Genomic DNA, 21,392 nt, shown 5'->3' on the forward strand with positions numbered 1-21,392 from the left:
ATTTTTATATAACAGAGCTCCTTGCACCCTTAATCATTAATAACTTTACATGATAGTTCATTAAATATTCTATACCCTCTAGCCATTTTTTCGCTTCTTCTGGCGTTTTTCCCCACACAATCATGCCGTAATTATGAACAAGAACTACTCCTCCACCTTCAATAAAATTCGGAACATTGCTTTCTAATAAATCAGCGAATTTTTTTTCATCTTCTACAATTGGAATTGTCATTTCTGTTATACCTTCTTTTCCGAAAACACGCTCCACACTGCGTTTATCGAACGTTACTTCTCCTTCTTCCCCATATAACTCTGATATTAAATGACTATCTACAGTCTGCACTTGTAAAATACATCCTGCACTACTTTTTTTATAAATATCCGCATGCATAAATGACTCTGCAGCTGGTTTTTCTTCATTTTCAAATACTGACTCGCACATGCAATTTACGACAATAAAATCTTCTTCCGAAAATAGCCCTTTATCTCTTCCCTCAACATTTACTAAAAATGTTAACGGCTCTTTTGACGTACATAGCGATAAGCTAATTTTGGTACCATAAAACCAATCACGAAGTGCCAATTCAGATTTCACATCTTTTAATTCATTCCATTTCTTCAGAAAAAATAACATTTCGTCACCCCCGGCATAATATTCATATAAGGTTCGAATCCTTTCTATGTAAAAGGAATATTTTTTGATTATTCTAAAAATTTAATTGAATTATCACATGAGAACGCTTTTTTGTCAATATAGTTTCGTGGTTCTTCTTTAAAATAGGCTATTCATATGTCTATACTCCTATCTATTTCCTATTTCATTTTGAACATAAAAAATACGCTATTCTTTAATTAAAGAATAGCGTATTTTCCTCATTTTTTATTCCGCATTAACGGGCAGCCCGATTCGTGAGGGCTACTAATCAGTGGGGAATGAACAAAACCCCCACTGAATAAAGTTTCACTTTATTTCTTTATTGCATTATACAAAAACTGTGCGTATTGTTCACGTGTTACGAAATTATCTCCTAAAAAATTCCCTTCCCCGTCGCCTTTTGATATTTTATTATCCACTAAAGCTTTCACATATCCTTTCGCCCAATGGCCATTTGGTACATCTTTAAAATTCTCTGCACTATTTTCATTTTCTTTTAACTGAAATACTCTTTGTAGTACTACTGACATTTCATATCGAGTTAATACTCCATCCGGACGGAACATACCATTTCCATAGCCTGTCATAATTCCAGCTTGAACCACTGCATCAATAGCCGTTTCATACATATTTCCTTTCGTATCTGTAAATGCCGTTTTTTGTTCTAGATTATTTTCTAATTTTAAATACCTTTGTATTAGAAGTGCTACTTGTCCACGAGTAATGTTATCACCAAATCCAAATTCACCATTTCCATAGCCTATAAATAATTTTTCTTTGGCTAAGTAATTAATTGCTTCTTCTGACCAATGTCCCTTTGGTACATCTTTAAATTCTACCACTTCTGTTTTCTCATCTTCTTTAGATGTATTACCGTCTTTACTTTCTACTACATTTTGAATAACAGATCCTGTAAAGAAGATTCCTGTATCCGCGAATGGATCTTTCACACCAAATTCATATACTTTCTCACCTGGTGTACTCCATTTCACTACACCATTACTATACGTACCATTATCGCTCTTCAGGCGGATTTTCGTAGAAATCTCACCATCTTTTTCATATATAGGTACTTTTACTTCTTTATTTACTTCTGTTTCCTCTAAAAATACTTTTTGATTTTGGACATTAATATAAGCCGTCTTACTTAGTTCTATAACTGGTCGGACATCACGGATTTCATTTGCAACAAAACTTAGAAATACTAATTTTTTTAAATTACTAACTGGTGATAAGTCTGAAATATAATTCGCTTCTAAATCAAGATTTTGTAAGTTTACTAAACTTGATAATGGAGTAATATCTTTTAACTCGTTGTTGGGTAAGTTTAAAATTTTCAACTGTGTCATCTTACTTAGAGGAGTAACATCTGTTATTTCATTTTTCCCTATCCATAGCTCTTGTAATTGATTCAATTGATCAATGCCTGATAAATCTTTCACTTTATTACGTGTTAATACTAAATCTTTTAACGGTAACGTATAAAGCGGTTTAATATCTTCAATTTGATTACCTGCTAAAGTTAAGTATGTTACATTTTTCAAATTGCTTAATGGAGCAACGTTCGTAATTTTATTATTTGCTAAATTCAAGTAATCTAGTTGTTCCATTTTCGCTAATGCTGTTACATCTTCTATTTGGTTGCCTGATAGAAATAAACTTTTTACATCTTTCATTTCAGTTAGTGGTGCAACGTTTGTAATTTTATTATTACTTAAATCAAGGGATTCTAAATTATCCATCTTAACAAGTGGCGTTACATCTGCAAATTCATTACCACGCAAAGCTAAATGATTTAATTGCTTTAAGTTCGCAAAGAACGACGGATCCTTTATCTTCGCATTCGCAACTGTTAAAGATTTTAAATTTGGCATATATTTTAATGCACTATAATCAAGTATCTCATTTGTATTTAAAAACAAATCCTTTACTTGTAATAAATCTTCTTTCGTAATTGGTGTATTTAAATCTTTTCTATTAAATACTTTTTTATTAACAAGCTCTCTTAATTTGTTATCTGTTATCATATTTTGATTATCAACTGGATTATCCGTTTCCGTATTTCCTGAATTAGAGTTATCATCTGGTTTCTCTGTTTCTTTGTTACCTACAGTTGGATCTTTAATTTCAAATTGAACTTGATATTTGTGATCATATCCAATAGCTGGAATAAGTATATGCATTTGCATATTGTGCTTCTTCTCAAACTCGCCAATTTCAAATTGAACTACCTTCGTTCCATTCTTCCTCTTATCTTCTGACAAAACCTTCACATCATGAAATACACCAGGCTGGTTTTTATCTTCTATTCTAAGATATTGAAAATAATCGCTATCTTGCATTGTTACAGTGACAATTTTTTTGCCAGCTGCAATCGTTACTTTAGGATCTTTTATATATTGAGAAACCATAGATGGCTCATCTTTTTGGTCCTTATATATTTTAATCTCAGTATCATACGTGCGATCACTCGCTGCTGCTACCGATTGATTTGCTTCAACTTTTAATGCCGCTAATGCTGGAGTAGAGTACGTAGCAAATGGAATCGCTAATGTTGTCGCTACTACTAGCGCCTTCATATAATTTTTTTTCAAAATAATATCCCCTATCATATATAATTTTCACAATTGATAACATTTATCAATTAATCACAATAAATGATAATGAATCTCATTATCATTGTCAATGAGAATATTACATTAAATTTATATTTTTAAAGGTACAAAATAAAAAGCCCTTTATTCAAAGGGCTTTTTTACCTATCGTATGAAGAATTTCACTTTTTTCCTTCTCATTGATGACACCTATTTTTTGCAAAATATTCGCGTACAATACAAGTTTATTATATATTCGTTCTGACATGTTCTCCCTTCTTTCCTTCGACCAACTTTTTTTGTATTGGTAAATTATATGAAGGAGGTGAGAAAATGTGTCCACTTTTTGCATAACTGCAAATCTTTTATTTTACGATTTACAGATAATAAAACTCCCTCCTAAAAATTAGGTGGGAGTTTATGTGCTTTCACTGTATTTAACAAACTATCCACTGAATATTATGCTTCATAAGTTCTTCTTCAAAGCTATATGGCATTTTTTTATCACAAATTACGTGTTGAATACGCGAAATTGTTGCTATACGATAATTCCCTTTCACGCCTACCTTCGTATGATCACATAAAATATATGTTTTCTCAGCTAATTTCATCATCGCCTCTGACAATTTCGCTTTCTCTAATTCAAAGCTGGAAACTCCAAAACTAGGTAATAACCCATCAATCGAAACAAACGCTTTATGAAAATGGAATTGCTGTATGACTTGCTGAGAAATAGACCCTGATACACGCGAATGCTTTGGAGATACTTTTCCACCTATAAATAAAACTTCACCATGAAACATCTTTTTATTAATAGAAGAAATTAATTGTGTTGCGACTGGAAATGAACTTGTTACAATTGTTAAGTTCTTACGATGAACAAGGTATGGAACCATCTGAAGCGGTGTACTTCCATCATCAATTGCAATGACATCACCATCTTCTACAAATGTCGCTGCTTTATAACCAATTCTTTTCTTCTCTTCTATATGTAGCATTTCTCTTTCTAACATTGGTGCCTCTACTCCAGCGCCTGGAAGTTGAACAGCTCCACCATACACTTTTTTCAGCTTCTTTTCACGATCTAATTCTTCTAAATATCGACGAATCGTTTCTGTTGATACAGCAAATTCTCTCGCTAATTCTGAGACCTTTACTTTCCCTTTAAATTCTACCTTTTCAAGAATGGTTCGCTTTCTTTCTTCTCCTACTACAGACATAGCTTCACCTCATTTATATCTCCCTTATAAACTTCCTTACTTATACAAAGTTATAATTTTCTTTATAAGTAGAAACTTCTTCATGAATATGAATACCGCGCTTTGCTAGCTCATCAAAAATCAATTGTGGATTTTCAAAGGCTTCTTCAGGCGTAACAACACCCACCCTATTTACATTTCCATTTGCAATTAACTCTGTAGCAACCCCAAATGGAATACCGACGTTTCTCGTATACGCTCTTAATTTTTCCCATCCTACAACAGAACCATCAGATAACGGATGTGTATGATATAACACATGTCTTTGCTTCTCATTATTTTTCATACCTATTACTTCTACATGAAGTGCATAACCATAAAGCTCTGTTTCTTGACCTTCTTTCGATTGCAATAAATACTGCGAAATACAATCCATAATTCCTATTTCTTTCCCGTTTATTTCAATCTGATCATTACGCAATATGCCGTAATCATATAAAGCACGTACAAGTTGCATATTTTGCTTTGGCCAAGTTCCTCTCGTCTCTATCAGTTTGACACCTTTATTTTCTAGTGCCTTTGCTAACGTAATCGTTTCAGAATGCGGAATGATATACTGTGTTGCCTTACCATAAGGCGCTGGTAATTCTATTTCTCTCGGACGCGCAAACGGAAGTACTTGCTTAAATTCACCATCTTCATACACTATACGCGATGATAAATGTGGATCATATTCATATGTCGTTGTCTCTGTAATTGAAGCAGAAAAAGCAATCGGACGATACGAACCGTGACTTACACGGACGGACTCTACAGTATCCAGTTGATTTGCTGCATGCATTGCCATCATTTGCGTTACACCTGGCGTCATGCCAAATCCAGGTAAACATGTTTTTTCATTTTGAACAAATATAGCATGCGATTCATTTTCTTCACCAAATCCATTTAAGTTCACACCGTGACAGCCTGCTTCTGCAATACAGCGAGTCGACAATCCGTTTAGCTTTATCGTCGTACCGTCCATTACAATGTCATAACCTTTCATTTTTGCAACCGTATCCTCGTGATTCGTTACATCTACTTTTACAAAATCAACACGAGGATCGTTGAGCCATTCTACTACTTTACGGCCCTCTTCCTCGTTAAAATCGGCTACAGTAATCGTCTCAAAAGATGAAAATTGAACTAAATCCAAAATAGCTTCACGACAAATTTTACCTGCTCCACCTAAGCAAAATACTTTCACCCAATAACAGCTCCTTTAGCAATACAATCAACTAAGCGATTAATATCTTCTTCATGTACATCACCGATATTTCCAATGCGGAACGTATCTACTTTCGAAATTTTCCCAGGGTAAATAACAAATCCATAACGCTTTAATTCGTTATATAACTGTTGAAACTCAAACCCCTCTTTTGGATAAATGAAAGATGTAATAATAGGAGATTGATATTTCTTATCTACTAGTGGCTTAAATCCGATTTCTCCCATTCTATTCACTAGTAGTTTTTGATTGTTGTAATATCGATTGTAACGCGCTCTTACTCCACCTTCTTTTTCTAGCTCAAGTAGCGCTTGATAAAAAGCATGTACAACATGTGTAGGTGAAGTAAAACGCCATTTCCCATTTTGTTTTTCCATCGTTTCCCACTGATCATATAAATCAAGAGATAAAGAGCGTCCTTGCCCTTTACACTTCAATAATTCATCACGTTTTGCGATTACAAATCCGAATCCAGGAACCCCTTGAATACACTTATTTGCACTACTAATTAAAAAATCAATTTGTAAATCAGCAATGTCTATTTCAATCCCGCCGAAACTACTCATCGCATCAACAATTGTAACCTTTCCATACTGTTGTCCTAATTTACATACATCTACAATTGGATTTATAATTCCTGTCGTTGTTTCACAATGAACAACTGCAATATGCGTAATCTCTTTATCTTCTTGCAATAACTTTTCTACTTCTACAATATTAGTAGGTTCCCACTCTTCTGTTTGACTGATCACTACATCAATCTGTAACATCTCTGCCATTTGCACAATTCGCTTACCGTACGCACCATTTGTACAAACGAGAAGCTTCCCATTTGCTGGAATAACAGAACCAATTACTGCTTCAACTGAAAACGTACCGCTTCCTTGCATTAATACTGTTGTATATTTCTCTTCTTCCTTCGTCGCTAACGATACAAGTTTAGCTCTTACTTCTTGCACCATCGTATTATATTCATCATCCCACGTACACCAATCGTATAGCATAACTTCTTTTACTGATTTTGTTGTCGTTAATGGTCCTGGTGTTAATAATAAGTAGTGATTTTCATTCATGATCCCGTGCCCCTTTTATGAAATAATAAGTTCTTGTTTCTCGATATGTTCCATTACGTTTTCGAGCTCCTGCATCGTTTCAATCGTAAAATGAGCCCCATTTTCAACAAACCGATTACGAACTATTTCTATTTTTTCACGAAGCTCTACCAAATCCATACTCTCCACTTCCTCTTCCGTTAAACCAAGCTCACTACTTCCAAGAATTACACCAACTGTCCACATTCCAGCATTTCTACCTTCTTTCATATCTGATACTGTGTCCCCTACTTTTATCATATGGTTCATCGGATACACACCAAGTTCCATTGCATTTTTATAGCACATCCATGGGTATGGGCGGCCTGCTGGAACATCATCTGGCGTAACAAGAAAATCAGGTTTATATCCTTGTAACGCTGCTTCCTTTGCTACAATTTCCATCATTTCTCTCGTATAGCCCGTTGTTGAACCGATTTTAATGCCTCTCTCACGTAAAGAAGCGATTACTTCTTTTACCCCATCAATCGGCGTAGCATAACTTGGTAAAATAGAAAAGAGAATTTCTTCAAACTCTTCATACATCTCATGAATGTCTGCTTCTGTTGGTAATTGACCGAAGACACGCTTCCACTCATCCGCAATACGAGGCATTTCTGTTAGTGCCCTTACATGATCTATTTTTAATAATCCCATTGGCTTACGTGCTTCTTCTGCTGTAATTTCAACGCCGCGTTTTTGAAAAATCTTCATGAATACTTCTAGCGGTGCAAAACATCCGTAATCAACCGTCGTACCTGCCCAATCAAAAATAACTGCTTCAATTTTCATTCTGTCCATCACCCTTCTTACTTATCTTTTTTGCCATTGTGAAGTTCGGTTACGAAGTGCTTTCGTTCCCCATTCATATACAACTCTCACTACAATATTTGTAACAACAATAAGTACACTCATTGCAGCTGCTGGCGCTACATTTCCTGCATCATCCATATTTACGATTGATACGGCAGCTAGTTTAAAATCAGCTGCATATAGGAATACAACTGCCGATACAGTTACCATTGAATTTACGAAGTAGTACATTACCATTTCTAAAATTGCTGGTAAACACATTGGTACTGTTACTCGGAAGAATGTTTTATAAAACGGAATACCCATCGACTGCGAAACAAGCTCAAACTCTCGGTCTAATTTCTTTAAGGCAGTCGTTGCCGTGACAAATGTTACAGAATAAAAATGAATGATATTTACTAGTACTAATACAGCGATTGTTCCGTATAAAGAATGAAACGGATTCGTTACTGATAGTCCAAGAATTTGAATCGTTGGTTGACTAAAGAAAAAGACATATCCTAATCCGAGTACTAAACCTGGTATCGCTAACGGCACTATAGAGAAAAAGTAACCTGTTTTTCTGAAAAATTGTAGCTGGTCTATTTTCTCAATTGCATATGCGAATGCAAATGTTAAAATCGCCCCAATAACTGCTGTAACTGCTGAAACAATTACGCTATTTTTAAATGCTTCAAGTCCATCTCCTGTTAAACTTGAAAAATTAAAATGCTCAAATGTAAAACTCATATTATATGGCCATACTTTCACACTTGCAGCAATACCAACTGCAACAAATAATAGAATGATCATAAGTGTAATCACACTACAATATATGAATGAAATTACATCTCTTTTCTTATTAGCTATTATTCTGTACGGTACTGCTTTTGAAGATAAGAAATTCGCCTGCTTTCTTTGCGTAATACGATCAACTACAAATGCGAATATAGCTGGGATTAATAAAATCATTCCGACAGTTGCACCCATCGGCATATTTTGCTGTCCAATTACTTGTTTGTATACGTCAGTAGCAAGCACATTATATTGACCACCAACAATTTTTGGTGCCCCAAAATCAGTAAAACTAAGTGTAAACACAACAAACATTGCACTAATTAATCCGTACTTTACACTAGGTAAAGTAACCGTGAAAAATTGCTTTGTTTTACTCGCCCCTAACATATTAGAAGCTTCATATAAACGATAATCAGATCCTTGGAAGGCAATTAGCAATATAAGAAAGGCTTGCGGAAATGTATACATAACTTCAGCTATTACAATTCCTACTGGTCCATATAAAGGGATTTGTATACCTTCAAATAAACCAAACATTCCTTTCGTTACTAGCCCTTGATTACCAAATAAATATGTAAGTGCTATACCGTGCATCATCGTTGGTGCGAACAATGGTAATAACGCTACATACTGAAATACACGCTTTCCAAAAACATTCGTACGGGCAATTGCATATGCGTAAACGAATGCGATTGCAACTGAAATAATTGTTGTTGCGCCCGAAATCCATACTGTATTTTGTAAAGACTGAACTAAAGTTGGTGTTGTGAAATATTTACTGAAATTCGATAAACCAACGAAAATTCCATCTTTATTATAAAAAGCTTGTGTAAATAGTTGTAATAGCGGTAATACAAGTATGATAAGGAAAGAAAAAATCATACCGATAATTACGAGCCTTTGGATCCATTCCTCTTTCCCTATACTTCTCTTAATCTTTTTTTTCGTACTTTCTACCTTATAGTTTTCTAACATCTCCATCTATACAATGACCTTCTTTCCATATGACAACATATGATTTTCTGAGAAAGAGATTTGAATCGGCTTTCCTTTTCTAATAGCCGTTGCTTCTACTTCTGATGCTAATATATCCACTACAATTTTCTCATTATAAAGGTGTGTGTTTTCTTCTAAGACTCGCACTTCCGTCCGATATACAGATCCGCGAAATTCCATACTTTCCACAACTGATTTAATACCGTCCTTTTGTACAATTGTTACATGTTCAGGACGAATTGCATGTTCTTCGTTATTTTTCGAAAAGAAATTAATAGAACCAATAAAATCTGCCACAAACGGATTGGCTGGTCTTTGATAAATCTCCTCTGGTGTTCCAATCTGCATAATTTCCGCATGATTCATTACAACAATTTTATCAGCCATCGTTAATGCCTCTTCTTGATCATGCGTTACCATAATCGTCGTTACTCCTATTTTCTCTTGCAAATCACGCATTTCCCTACGTAATTTTTCACGCACTTTTGCATCTAAAGCTGATAACGGCTCATCGAGTAACAAAATATCTGGAGACAGAGCGAGCGCACGTGCAAGTGCTACTCGTTGCTGTTGTCCACCAGACATTTGAGCAGGATATTTATCTTTTACATTCAGCAAATCTACAAGTTTTAACGCATCTAGCGCTTTCTCTTTCACTTCTGCTTTCCCATATTTTTTTGTCTTTAAGCCGTATTCAATATTTTCAAGTGCTGTTAAATTCGGAAATAAAGCATACGATTGGAAAACCATTCCGAAGTTTCTCTTTCCAGGAGGCAATGCTGTAATATCTTTTCCATTCACAGCTATACTGCCAGTCGTTGGTTCCTCTAGTCCCGCTAAAATGCGAAGCAACGTCGTTTTCCCACAGCCACTTGGGCCTAATAAACAAACAAACTCATTTTTTTTCACAGTAAAAGAAATATCTTTTAACGCTGTAAATGCATCAAACTGTTTTTGAATGTGTTGAATTGATAAATATTCGCTCATTTTTCTCTCTCCCACTCACTTACTTTTTCGGTTCTGCTTTTTGGCCAAACTCTTTTTCCCATTTTTCTAAAATTTTGTCACGATTTTCTGCTGCCCATTTAAAGTCATTCTTTTTATATAATTTTTCCGTAACATCTTTCGGGAATCCCTCTGGAAGTTTATAGTCATTTTTAATTGTCGCAAATCCATTTTTCTCAAAGTATAACTTCATTACATCATCAGTAATTGCCCAATCTAAAAATGCTTGCGCTAATTTATCATTTTTCGCATTATCTTTCTTAATAAGTGCGTTCGCTTCTACTTCCCATCCTAATCCTTCTTTCGGCAGTACAACTTCAACTGGTGCACCTTTTTGTTTCTCTTTTAAAGCACTATAAACCATTGATACACCGACTGGATATTCACCTGCTCCTGCTAATTTCGCTGGTTTTGAACCTGAATGCGTATAACTTGCCATATTATCATGAAGTTTCTTCATGTAATCCCAGCCTTTATCTTCACCCATAATTTGTAGCCATGCAGAAACTGTTAAAAATCCTGTTCCAGATGATGCTGGATGTGGCATAACAAGTGTTCCTTTATACTCTGGTTTCGTTAAATCTTCATATGATTCTGGCATCGGTAAATTTTTCTTCTTTAACTCTTCTTTATTTACAGCAATCCCCGTCATAAATACAGTATTTCCTACCCATTTTTCAGGTTGCTTATCATCTTTAAATTGTGGAAGAACACGATCTGCTCCTTTTGGAGAGTATCCTTTTAACATATCTTTTTTATCTAAAGCTAATAGACTTGATGCCGCAGTTCCCCATACAACATCTGCTTGTGTATTTTTCCCTTCAGCTAGTAATTTCGCAGTAATAACTCCTGTTGAATCACGTACAATGTTCAATTTCACATCAGGATATTTCTTTTTAAAGGAATCAAGATAAATTGGTACAAGCTCTTCTTCAATGGCTGTGTAAACAGTTAATGATCCAGATAATTTGTCATCTTTCACTTTCGCTCCAGCACTTTCTTCTTTCTTTGCACCACACCCCATTAATAACGAAAATACCATTCCAGTCGCTACAGCTTTAAAGATTGTTTTTTTCACTGTTTCTCTCTCCTTTTACAAATCTTATGTACAACTCAAATATAAACAACTAGTGTAAAAGCAGTATTAAACCAACATTAATCTTTTGTTTGTTGTTTGTTTTTGTGTAATACGTTGCTACTTCTATGTTTTTTCGCATTTTTCTGCTAATAGAAAACACTAAATTTACAAATAATTAAAAAAACCTTTATAATCCCACAAAAAAATGAGGCGTTTGTAAAAAACGCCTCATTTTTGTTTCCCTTTTTTTGAATTACGATTAGCATACTTTGCGCTATTTTCTCCTTCATACTCTAATGCAAATTCTGCATCTGGTAAGCTTTCTTTCGGAGTTTTATTATTATTGATTGCCGCATTTTGTTTCACTTTTCTTTTTACCAATACATTCACCTGCTCTCAAGAAATCACTTTCTACTCTAGTTTGAAACAACTTAAAATAATTATTACTGGCAAGTGTTAACAAGTACATAAGAGGCGTTCGATGGAAATACTACATATGAAGAAACCATTATAAAAAGGAGCGATGATTTTGAAGAAAAAAGAAAAGATTCAATCACCGATTTTAGACGAAACGCTCCCGCATCAAATGAATTTTCCATCTTTTAAAGGAACAGGAAAAACGATGCAACAACCTTTTGTGAATCAATATGATGTTGTAATTGGAGACAGTAAATATAATTCCGAGAACAGTCCGCTTAACAATTGGAGTGATGAAGTAGATCCTGCCATTATGGCTGGCGATGAGTGGATCCATCCTACAAATGATATTGGCTGGATTTCAGAAGAAAATCAAGAATTGCTAAAAAACGAAGCGGATAATAAAAATGAAGCTTTTATGCATCCACAATTTGGCATTAACGACTAAAAAACCATTCTACCTAACGTAGGTAGAATGGTTTCATACTATCCAATAATAATCCGCTCTTTCGGGTATTTATAGCGAGGTGGTTGTTCCCTTCCACCACTAGCTAAAATAAATGTTAAAATGCCAACGCGTCCGATAAACATAAGCACAATAAGTACAAGTTTCCCAACAGTTGTTAAATCAGGCGTAACACCTGTTGATAGTCCCGTCGTTCCGAAAGCAGAACAAACTTCAACAATTAAGCTCATAAGCGGTACATTTTCCGTAATAGATAAAATGAATAGCGCAGTAGCACATAACAAAATCCCCATCGTCATAACGACAGATGCTTTCAGTACATCCTCTTCATGTAGCTGACGTTTGAAGACTCTAACTGTTCTACCGCCCCTTGCAAAGGTGTATAGTGACAATATACTAACAGCAAATGTTGTTGTACGTATTCCGCCCCCAACCGAACTTGGAGATGCCCCTATAAACATTAATATACTCATAAATAAAAGCGTCGGTTGTGACAATTCACGTATATCCATCGTAGCAAGTCCACCACTTCGCGTCGTCACAGATTGGAATAATGTATAAAATACAGTTTCATGCCATGACTTTCCTACTAAAAAATGATTTCTCTCCAGTAAAAAAATCATAATTGTACCAACAACAACGAGTGCAAAAAATGTTGTTGTCGTCAATTTTGTAAATAATGAAAAACGGAATAATTGTTGTCTCCTTTTACTAAGGAATTGTTTCACTTCCATTAGCACAGGGAAACCAATCGCTCCCAAAATAATTAGTAACATATGAATCATTTGAACAATATAATCTTTTTTATACGGAATTAATGATTGTCCTGTTAAATCAAATCCGCCGTTCGTAGTCGCACTAACAGCTGCAAAGAAACCGTGAAAATAAGCTTCTTGCCAAGTCGGAAAGTAAAGTAAAAATCTTGTACCTAATAGGATTGCTCCAATAAGTTCTATTGAAATAATTACAATCAAAATAGAACGCATCAATTCTACAAGACCCGATAAATTCCCTTGATTATGGTCTGCCATAATTAATCTTCTTCTTTGCAAACCAATCTTTTTCCCCGTAATGATCCAAACAAATGTACCAAGCGCCATAATTCCTAAGCCGCCTAATTGTAGAATAAGGGCTAAAACAATAATTCCTGCTGTAGTAAACGTATCTGAAATCGTAATAACAGACAGTCCCGTAACGCTTACCGCACTAACCGATGTAAAAAGCGCATCTATAAATGTCCATTTCACACCAGGCTTCGTAACAAACGGCAAACTAAGCAATATCACCGATACAACTACTGCTAACAAATAAAACAAAACGATGAGTTGTACAGGACGTAATTTTTGTAAAAACTTTTTTATATCTCTCATTCCATCACTTCGCTACCTTTTTTCTATCGATTAAATAAAGAAAAATCTTTACTTTCTTTATTTGTAAATAACTGCTCAAATAATTTGGCAAAGACCATTCCATATACAGTTCCATTACCTCCATACGGCAATGCGTAAAACAAATTATGTATCTTTTCGTCTTCTTTTAAAATGGGGAGACCATCATGAGTACCACCAAATGCGGCTGCCCAATAGTAGTCTGCCTGTATATTTTTATACTGCGGGAACATCTCTTTTACAATATTAATAAGGATATCACGCTTATGCAATAATTTCGTATCACCAATTGTTTGAATTTGCAGCGCTTCATCTAATCCGCCTACTATAATGCGGCTTCGATACGTTCGAAAATATAAGTAGGGCCGTGCCGTTTCCCAAATTAACGATCGCTCATGCCAGCCTTCAAACTGATCTATTTCATTTGTTACAATTGCATAAGAGGTGTCTACTGTTGTATTTTTTCTTTCTTTCTTTCCAAAAAGCGCTTCATAACCTGTCGCCATAATAATATTCTTTGCTACAATTTGATTTCCTATTTTCGTGTAACAAATTAAATCATTTTTACGTTTTTTTATATGTATTGCCTCTGTATGTTCATATATATTAGCTCCCATTTGATTTGCTTTATGCAAAAGACTGTGCGCTAATAAATACGGATTCACCTCGGCATCACCGTGTGTATATAATGCCGCTTGTTTTATGAAAGGATAACGTTTCTTAATATCAGATTCTGTAAAATACTCAACAGGAAATCCATAATTCTGTAACGTATTGTACTCCTCTTGTAAAAATGAGACATCCTCACTTTTACTTGCATAATATAAACTACTTCTCGGAATAAAATAGGGATCAATATCGAGAGTAGGTACCACTTTCTCCATTGTCCGTAACGCTTCGTAACACAGTTTATATACTCGTACCCCTTTTTCTTCACCAAATGTATGGATAAGTGAGGTTAACGATTTATCATGAAGAAACTGTAATACACCTACATTTGCAAATGTACTACCACATGCAATTTCTCTTTTTTCAATAAGCATTACACTCATACCTATTTTCGCTAAAGAATACGCTATATGGGCACCTGCTTCGCCACTTCCGACTACAAGCACATCACATATCATATCACTTCCTAACGGTGGATAACAAGGTACTGAAACTCCTGTATTCCAAAACAACTTACCTGTCATAAGTTTCATAATTATACTCCTAAAATATAAATTTCTCCTTTCTATGTTTTGTTATTTTTCATAAAAAAATCCAACTAACATAGGCTAGTTGGATTTTTTATTTTTAATTAGAACGCTCTTCAAGCCAATTTCCAATCGTCGGATATGTTTGTTTTACAGCTGTTCCACCGTAAACGATAGACATATGCCCTGTTGGTAAACATACATATTGTTTATCTGTACTAGAAATATGGTCTAGTAATGCTTCTACTTGACATGGCAAAGCGATATGATCACGTTTCCCGGAAATATTTAAGACATTCGCCTTAATATTTGCAAGATCTACCTTTTGTCCGCGAATAACGAGTTCACCCTTAACCAATTTATTATTTTGATAAAAATCACGAATCCACTGTCTGTATGATTCACCTGGGAACGGAATACCATCACCAACCCACTTTTGAACCAATCTCCAGCTTTCGACGAAGCGTTCATTCTCTGAACGATCTACTAGAGCAACATATGGACCAACAAAGTTCGTAATTGGCTTTAACATTTTGTTTCCGAAATCAATCATTTCTGGCGGAATATTTCCAAATGTATCAACCGCTTTATCTAAATTGAAGTATTTCTCATCTAATAAAGGACCATACAATCCTGTTTCAGAGAAATCAAAAGGACTTGTCATGAAAATTAAATTACGAATTGGCATGTGCGGATGAAGCGCTGCATAAATAGAAGTTAGCGTTCCACCCATGCAATAACCAAGTAAAGAAATCTCGTCCGATTTTGCAGTTCGCATTACTTTTTTTACTGCTTTTGCAATATAATCAAACACGAAATCATCAAATTTCAAATGACTATCTTCTAAACCAAATGTGCCCCAATCAAGCATATATACATCAAAACCACGATCCACTAGATATTCCACTAAACTATTTCCAGGAGTTAAATCCATAATATATGGTTTATTAATAAGAGCATATATTAACAGAATTGGAACTCTTTGTGTTTTTTCTTGTTTTGGAATGTAGCGATAAAGCTTCGTCTTATTCTTCGTCCAAATAACCTCTTTCGGCGTTAATCCGACTTGCGGCTCTGGTTCACGTAATAAAATTTCACTCGCCCTTTTCACTCGGCGGTATGCTTTTCGGTACTCTTCTGGGTATAGCTCTAATTGCTTTTCCCATTCTGTTGCGAATGTAGTCATTTTTCTATCTCCTTTTTGGTCGATTTCCTTCTTAAAAAAAAAGAAGTGCATTCCTGCTATGGATATGCACTTTTTTCTTACTTCATTACATATATAATCCGCCGTTAATGTTTAATTGTTGACCTGTGATATACGCACCGTCACGGCATAGGTATACTACACCTTTTGCAATTTCATCAGCTTGACCAAAACGTTTTTTCGGGATTTTTGCAACGATTTTTTGACGTACTTCTTCTGGTACTTCTGCTACCATTTCAGTATCAATAAATCCTGGGCAAATAGCATTTACAGTGACATTTGTTTTTGCAAGTTCTAACGCTAATGATTTTGTAAATCCTAACATACCCGCTTTTGCTGCTGAGTAGTTTGTTTGGCCAAATCCACCTGCTTGACCAATAATAGAAGAAATGCTAATAATTCTTCCTTCTTCTGCTTCCGTTATGTATGGAAGAACCGCACTTGTCGTATTAAATACGCTGCTTAAATTCACGTCAATTACGCGCTCCCAATCTTCACGATTTAACTTTTTGAATGTACGGTCTCTTGTAATACCAGCATTATTAACAAGAATATCAACTTTACCAAAATGATTCACAGTTTCTTCTACAAGTCGGTTTGCATCTTCTACTTTAGAAACATCCGCTTGCACTGCATAAACGTCATGTCCGTCTTTTCCTAATTCATTTACTAAATTTTCAGCTGCTTCTTTACTGCTATTATAGTTAATAACTACTTTCGCTCCCTCTTGTGCTAATGCTACTGTAATTGCTTTTCCAATTCCTTTTGCTCCACCTGTTACGATTGCTACTTTTCCATTTAATTGAACCATTTCTTTTCCCCCTTAAATGAATTTGTGAACGATTGTTATGAATCATTTTGGTACTCATACTATAGAGTCCATATATAATTATGTTTCGCTGTTTATACGTGAAAAGAGATTCTCCCTCTCTCTTTTATCTGTTATAAACAAGCGCTTTTATCATTTTTTATTTTCTGGTTTATTCGCAGGCTTTACCTCTTCTTTTACAGGTACTTGTAGTTTAGCTAGTACTGCATTTTGCTTTTCTAGCAATTCTAAAATTTGATCTACTTTTGTTTCAAGCGTACGAATATCTTGTTTTACTTTCGTTACATCACGCTTTAATGTAGGAGCTTGCCCTAAAGAATCTACTTTCTCCTCTAGAAACTCCTCAATGTTATCTACTTTATTTTCTAAGTTAATAACAAGCGTAGCCACTCTTGCGATATCCTCTTTCGTCGGCACATTTACTTGTTCTAAATAGTTTTTTGTCGTATCATTTAATGCTTTTTGATAAAACAAATTCAAATCTAGAACGCTGCCCATCCAAGCAGAATATTCTTCTGTTTTAATTGTTTCATTGAGCGCTTTTCCCCAAAATGTTTCGGTTTGTTCATAAGCATTTTTCCATGCTTGTAGTGGATCGAATTTTTGATCAATCACTTTACCTACACTCCCTTTTTCGTTTTTGAAACAATTCAACCTATTCACTATTTTCTAATATTCTGAATAAAACTTCAAGTCTATATTTTATTTTTTTCTATTTTCTAACAAATGTGTTGACTTTAAAAACAGATAGGTGTAAATTGCACTTATAAGCAAAAAATTCCATCTAACTGATTCATGAGGTGATGCACAATCATGCTACAAAATGAACCAGAACAACGCGAAAGTTTGGAGAGCAACCAAGCGAAACAACCAAACTCCATGCCAAAAAACTTCTTAGTTCCCTTCTTACTTCTCTGTCTAAAAGACTGGAGTCTTCATGGTTACAAACTTATTCAAATGCTAATGGATATCGGCTTTTCTTCTGTTGACCAAGGTAATGTTTATAGAACACTACGCAAATTAGAAAAAGAAAACCTTATTTCTTCTACTTGGGATACAAGCGATGGAGGGCCGGCAAAAAGAATTTATTCTTTAACTGAATATGGAGAGCAATATTTAACAACATGTGCGACTTCTTTTGAACATTATCAAAATATGTTGCGAACGTTTTTCACGTTATACACCAATGCATTCTTTCCATTTTCTACTTCTCCAGAAAAGGATGAAACGGATTCTTCATCTTCACCTGGTGGTACAGCAGAGTAATCTGCGTTCACAATATGCAAAAAAACATTTGGGGGTCAAACAATGGAAACTAAACCATACGAATTAGTCGATGCATTTTGGAAAAACTGGTCTCAATCACTTTCCCTTTTCTCTTCAGCTGGGAAGCAATTAGAGCAACTTACTTTAGAAACATTAAAACAACAACAAGACGCTTTGCATAAATTAACATCAGGAGTAGATGAACTAGAAAAAGAACTACAACAACTCACTGCTCAGTTCAATAACCAATATACAGATTACGTGAAACAATTAACTGGAAACTCCTTAAATGATCAAATTAACGAGTGGCAGGACAAATGGAAGGAACTTTCTGCTCATATGCATCAGCTTACTGTTTCTCCTACAAAAACATCATTGTCAATTCTTACCCAAACAAGCGGCCAATTTGAAGAAACAACAAAACAATTTATTGAGCAACAACAATTACAACGTGAAGAGGCTCAAAAACAGTTAGAGGGTTTTTTGGAAGAGTTCAAGTCAAAACAGTTGGAACTCGCAAAAAAGTTCGAGGAAAACTCAAAAAATCTATTTACTTCCATCAAGTAAGAAAAATGTGGGAGCTAACCGCAGCACAAACAAAACTCTTTCTTCCTCCTACTACATCAAGATGGCTAACATTTTTCGATATGGAAAAGAAGGAGGACAAAATGAATCCATTTCAAGAAGCACAAACTGTTCCGGAGCTTCGCTATGATGAGATTCAAGTCGGTGATCAAGCATCCCTTACAAAAACAATTACAGATGAAGATGTTATCAATTTTGCAAAATTGACTGGGGATGTGAATCCTATTCACATTTTAGATTCTTTTGCAAAAACGACAATGTTTAAAGAACGTATTGCTCACGGTATGCTCGTTTCGAGTTTTATTTCTACCATCCTTGGAACGAAACTCCCAGGCAAAAATACGATTTATTTATCCCAAAATGTTTCATTCCGTGCCCCTGTCAAAATCGGTGATACACTTCGCGTTGTGGCAGAGGTTATTAAGAAGCGTGATGATAAAAAAATCATTACGCTGCAAACAAACATATATAATCAATCAGATGATATTGTCGTGGAAGGAACAGCGACAATACTAAAAAAAGAGTAGCAAATTTGCTACTCTTTTTTCTATCCAAGAACTTCTAATCGCACCGATTACTTCCGCGTATGAGTACGTCGTTTCCACATAAAATAACGTTACCAGTTTAGATAAGAACTTAGCTGAACTGGACTACTCATAAGGATGTGTATCAACATGGTAAAAACAAACAAATTATTAGTTCCAGGTGCAGAACAAGCACTTGAACAATTTAAATATGAAATTGCACAAGAATTTGGTGTAAGCTTAGGATCTAATACAGCATCTCGTTCTAACGGTTCAGTTGGCGGTGAAGTAACAAAACGTCTTGTTGCTTTAGCTCAACAACAATTACGTGGATAATAATATAACATATGGCTTAGAGGCAGATATTCTCTGCCTCTTTCTATTTTCAACATACATAATGGTGCTTTTTCACATACTAATCAAAACGAAAGGAGCGATCTGTAAAATGAAACGGATTAATATTAGCATGAGCCCTCCCCGCGTTCTTACTTTGTCTTTTCTTGTATTATCAGTTGTCGGCACATGTTTATTAAAACTACCCATTGCTACGACAACTTCCATTTCATGGCTCGATGCCTTATTTACAACCGTTTCCGCTTGTACTGTTACTGGACTTGGTGTTGTAGATACTGGAAAAGTATTTACTTTGTTTGGACAATGTGTCATTTTAACGCTTATACAAGTTGGCGGGCTTGGCATTATGAGCTTTGCTGTCTTAATTGCGATTATGCTCGGAAGAAAAATCGGTCTTCAAAATCGAATTTTACTGCAACAAGCATTAAATCAAACGAATATCGGCGGCATCATCCGTCTTGCCAAAGCATTATTTTTATTCTCTTTTACAGTCGAATGTATCGCTACTATAATTCTTTCTTTTGAATGGGTACCAAAATATGGGGTTATGAAAGGGATCTATTATAGTTTTTTCCATTCAATCTCAGCCTTTAACAATGCTGGCTTTTCTGTGTGGAGCGATAATTTAATGTCCCATTCTCATAGCATTCTTGTCAATCTCGTCATTTCCTCTCTCATCATCTTAGGTGGAATTGGTTTTACAGTAATCGTAGACATAAAAAGAAAGAAAAACTTTAAAAACCTTACACTACATTCAAAACTTATGCTCTCTTCTACTCTAATCGTCAACATTATTGCTACCCTTTTTATTTTTATATTCGAGTTCCATAACTCCCTTTCTATGAGAGGTTTTACCCCATTTGAAGAAGGATTGGCCTCTTATTTTCAAGCAATTTCAACGCGAACTGCCGGGTTTAATACTGTTGATATTTCTACATTGTCAAAACCTTCTCTCCTATTAATGATGCTCCTTATGTTTATTGGTGCTGGTAGCGCTTCAACTGGTGGTGGGATTAAGTTAACAACATTTTTAATCATATTTTTTGGCGTATTTAAATTTTTACAAGAACAAGAGGATATTGTCGTATTTAAAAAATCCATTAAAGATACTCTCATTGTCAAATCATTAACCATTACTATTATTTCCATTTCATTTATCTTTTTTGCTATTTTAATTTTGAGTATTACTGAGCGAGTTCCTCTATTGATGAGTGCTTTCGAAGTATTTTCAGCATTTGGGACTGTTGGCCTCAGTATGAATTTAACACCCCACTTAACTATAATCGGAAAAGCTATTATTATCTTTATGATGTTTTTCGGGAAAATGGGTCCTTTAACATTGGCTTTTTCATTTGCTCGTAAAAAGAACCTGAAAATAAAATATCCGAATGAAGATATTTTAACAGGTTGACAACCGTATAAATTATCCATATAATGAGAATACAATAACATATCTCCAAAGGGGAGTAGCGTCCAAGAATATTTCTTGGAAACAAAGTCGTCATTACGTAGAACTTAGTTCTTCCGGCTTTGTTGGCATTTTTTATTACATATGTCTAGCAAGACCTTTGCCTATTAACGGCAGAGGTCTTTTTTGCATTCACTTCCAGATTTTTCCAAAGTTAATAGGCAGGAGTATGGGGAAACTAAATAGTGGGGAAATTCTTCACTTATTTAGAACTTATAGA

At 35.0% G+C, this 21,392-nt stretch carries 21 protein-coding genes; 6 read left to right on the top strand and 15 right to left on the bottom strand.

What is annotated here, in order from left to right:
* Nucleotides 1-4: 4 nt before the first annotated feature.
* The 10 genes from ACUN13_RS08785 to ACUN13_RS08830 all read right to left on the bottom strand — a co-directional run bounded on the left by ACUN13_RS08785 (nucleotide 5) and on the right by ACUN13_RS08830 (nucleotide 11,856).
* Nucleotides 5-634 carry a class II aldolase/adducin family protein gene (locus ACUN13_RS08785; protein ID WP_000896006.1) on the bottom strand — a complete coding sequence of 210 codons (630 nt, stop codon included), beginning with the start codon at nucleotides 632-634 and terminating at the stop codon, nucleotides 5-7.
* 332 nt (nucleotides 635-966) lie between these two features.
* Nucleotides 967-3,267 carry an NEAT domain-containing leucine-rich repeat protein gene (locus ACUN13_RS08790; protein ID WP_445423754.1) on the bottom strand — a complete coding sequence of 767 codons (2,301 nt, stop codon included), beginning with the start codon at nucleotides 3,265-3,267 and terminating at the stop codon, nucleotides 967-969.
* Between the two features lie 419 nt (nucleotides 3,268-3,686).
* The gene (locus ACUN13_RS08795) at nucleotides 3,687-4,469 is read right to left on the bottom strand and encodes a DeoR/GlpR family DNA-binding transcription regulator (protein ID WP_445423755.1); all 783 of its coding nucleotides are present in this window, start codon (nucleotides 4,467-4,469) and stop codon (nucleotides 3,687-3,689) included.
* A 40-nt stretch (nucleotides 4,470-4,509) separates the two neighbouring features.
* The gene (locus ACUN13_RS08800) at nucleotides 4,510-5,694 is read right to left on the bottom strand and encodes a saccharopine dehydrogenase family protein (RefSeq protein ID WP_000862165.1); all 1,185 of its coding nucleotides are present in this window, start codon (nucleotides 5,692-5,694) and stop codon (nucleotides 4,510-4,512) included.
* A complete protein-coding gene (phnW, locus tag ACUN13_RS08805; protein ID WP_001004774.1) occupies nucleotides 5,691-6,788 on the bottom strand; it encodes a 2-aminoethylphosphonate--pyruvate transaminase in 1,098 nt (365 codons plus the stop codon). The genes ACUN13_RS08800 and phnW overlap by 4 nt, the downstream gene beginning before the upstream one ends.
* 15 nt (nucleotides 6,789-6,803) lie before the next feature.
* On the bottom strand, nucleotides 6,804-7,598 hold the full coding sequence (gene phnX, locus ACUN13_RS08810; RefSeq protein ID WP_025687765.1) for a phosphonoacetaldehyde hydrolase: 795 nt from the start codon (nucleotides 7,596-7,598) through the stop codon (nucleotides 6,804-6,806).
* Nucleotides 7,599-7,619: 21 nt separating this feature from the next.
* Entirely contained in the window at nucleotides 7,620-9,377 is a 1,758-nt protein-coding gene (locus ACUN13_RS08815) for a putative 2-aminoethylphosphonate ABC transporter permease subunit (RefSeq protein ID WP_025687764.1), read from the bottom strand.
* Complete coding sequence (locus tag ACUN13_RS08820) at nucleotides 9,378-10,379, bottom strand: putative 2-aminoethylphosphonate ABC transporter ATP-binding protein (RefSeq protein ID WP_000006189.1); 1,002 nt, start codon at nucleotides 10,377-10,379, stop codon at nucleotides 9,378-9,380. It lies immediately after the preceding gene.
* A 19-nt stretch (nucleotides 10,380-10,398) separates the two neighbouring features.
* Complete coding sequence (locus ACUN13_RS08825) at nucleotides 10,399-11,475, bottom strand: putative 2-aminoethylphosphonate ABC transporter substrate-binding protein (RefSeq protein ID WP_025687763.1); 1,077 nt, start codon at nucleotides 11,473-11,475, stop codon at nucleotides 10,399-10,401.
* Nucleotides 11,476-11,703: 228 nt separating this feature from the next.
* Complete coding sequence (locus ACUN13_RS08830; RefSeq protein ID WP_000240799.1) at nucleotides 11,704-11,856, bottom strand: hypothetical protein; 153 nt, start codon at nucleotides 11,854-11,856, stop codon at nucleotides 11,704-11,706.
* Between the two features lie 148 nt (nucleotides 11,857-12,004).
* On the opposite strand from ACUN13_RS08830, the gene ACUN13_RS08835 reads away from it, so the two are divergent.
* The gene (locus ACUN13_RS08835; RefSeq protein WP_000726024.1) at nucleotides 12,005-12,340 is read left to right on the top strand and encodes a DUF3905 domain-containing protein; all 336 of its coding nucleotides are present in this window, start codon (nucleotides 12,005-12,007) and stop codon (nucleotides 12,338-12,340) included.
* A 38-nt stretch (nucleotides 12,341-12,378) separates the two neighbouring features.
* On the opposite strand, the gene ACUN13_RS08840 is transcribed toward ACUN13_RS08835, so the two are convergent.
* From ACUN13_RS08840 to phaR, 5 genes are all read right to left on the bottom strand, one after another.
* Entirely contained in the window at nucleotides 12,379-13,728 is a 1,350-nt protein-coding gene (locus ACUN13_RS08840) for a TrkH family potassium uptake protein (RefSeq protein WP_001204707.1), read from the bottom strand.
* A 23-nt stretch (nucleotides 13,729-13,751) separates the two neighbouring features.
* Nucleotides 13,752-14,948, bottom strand: a complete 1,197-nt coding sequence (locus tag ACUN13_RS08845) for an NAD(P)/FAD-dependent oxidoreductase (protein WP_445423756.1) — start codon at nucleotides 14,946-14,948, stop codon at nucleotides 13,752-13,754.
* 94 nt (nucleotides 14,949-15,042) lie between these two features.
* Nucleotides 15,043-16,128, bottom strand: a complete 1,086-nt coding sequence (gene phaC, locus ACUN13_RS08850) for a class III poly(R)-hydroxyalkanoic acid synthase subunit PhaC (protein ID WP_000206336.1) — start codon at nucleotides 16,126-16,128, stop codon at nucleotides 15,043-15,045.
* Nucleotides 16,129-16,213: 85 nt separating this feature from the next.
* Entirely contained in the window at nucleotides 16,214-16,957 is a 744-nt protein-coding gene (locus ACUN13_RS08855) for an acetoacetyl-CoA reductase (protein ID WP_000250409.1), read from the bottom strand.
* A 150-nt stretch (nucleotides 16,958-17,107) separates the two neighbouring features.
* Nucleotides 17,108-17,590, bottom strand: a complete 483-nt coding sequence (gene phaR, locus ACUN13_RS08860; RefSeq protein ID WP_000566942.1) for a polyhydroxyalkanoic acid synthase subunit PhaR — start codon at nucleotides 17,588-17,590, stop codon at nucleotides 17,108-17,110.
* A 198-nt stretch (nucleotides 17,591-17,788) separates the two neighbouring features.
* On the opposite strand from phaR, the gene phaQ reads away from it, so the two are divergent.
* From phaQ to ACUN13_RS08885, 5 genes are all read left to right on the top strand, one after another.
* Nucleotides 17,789-18,241, top strand: coding sequence for a poly-beta-hydroxybutyrate-responsive repressor (gene phaQ, locus ACUN13_RS08865; RefSeq protein WP_000939956.1), 453 nt, complete (start codon nucleotides 17,789-17,791; stop codon nucleotides 18,239-18,241).
* Between the two features lie 42 nt (nucleotides 18,242-18,283).
* The gene (gene phaP, locus ACUN13_RS08870; protein ID WP_000448594.1) at nucleotides 18,284-18,808 is read left to right on the top strand and encodes a polyhydroxyalkanoic acid inclusion protein PhaP; all 525 of its coding nucleotides are present in this window, start codon (nucleotides 18,284-18,286) and stop codon (nucleotides 18,806-18,808) included.
* A gap of 101 nt (nucleotides 18,809-18,909) precedes the next feature.
* Entirely contained in the window at nucleotides 18,910-19,353 is a 444-nt protein-coding gene (locus ACUN13_RS08875) for a MaoC family dehydratase (RefSeq protein ID WP_001067916.1), read from the top strand.
* Between the two features lie 147 nt (nucleotides 19,354-19,500).
* Nucleotides 19,501-19,686 (top strand): alpha/beta-type small acid-soluble spore protein, encoded by a 186-nt coding sequence (locus tag ACUN13_RS08880; RefSeq protein ID WP_000241212.1) that lies wholly within the window; start codon nucleotides 19,501-19,503, stop codon nucleotides 19,684-19,686.
* Between the two features lie 109 nt (nucleotides 19,687-19,795).
* A complete protein-coding gene (locus ACUN13_RS08885; RefSeq protein ID WP_000822360.1) occupies nucleotides 19,796-21,115 on the top strand; it encodes a TrkH family potassium uptake protein in 1,320 nt (439 codons plus the stop codon).
* Nucleotides 21,116-21,392: the final 277 nt, after the last annotated feature.

The organism is Bacillus cereus group sp. Bce041 (assembly GCF_052646455.1).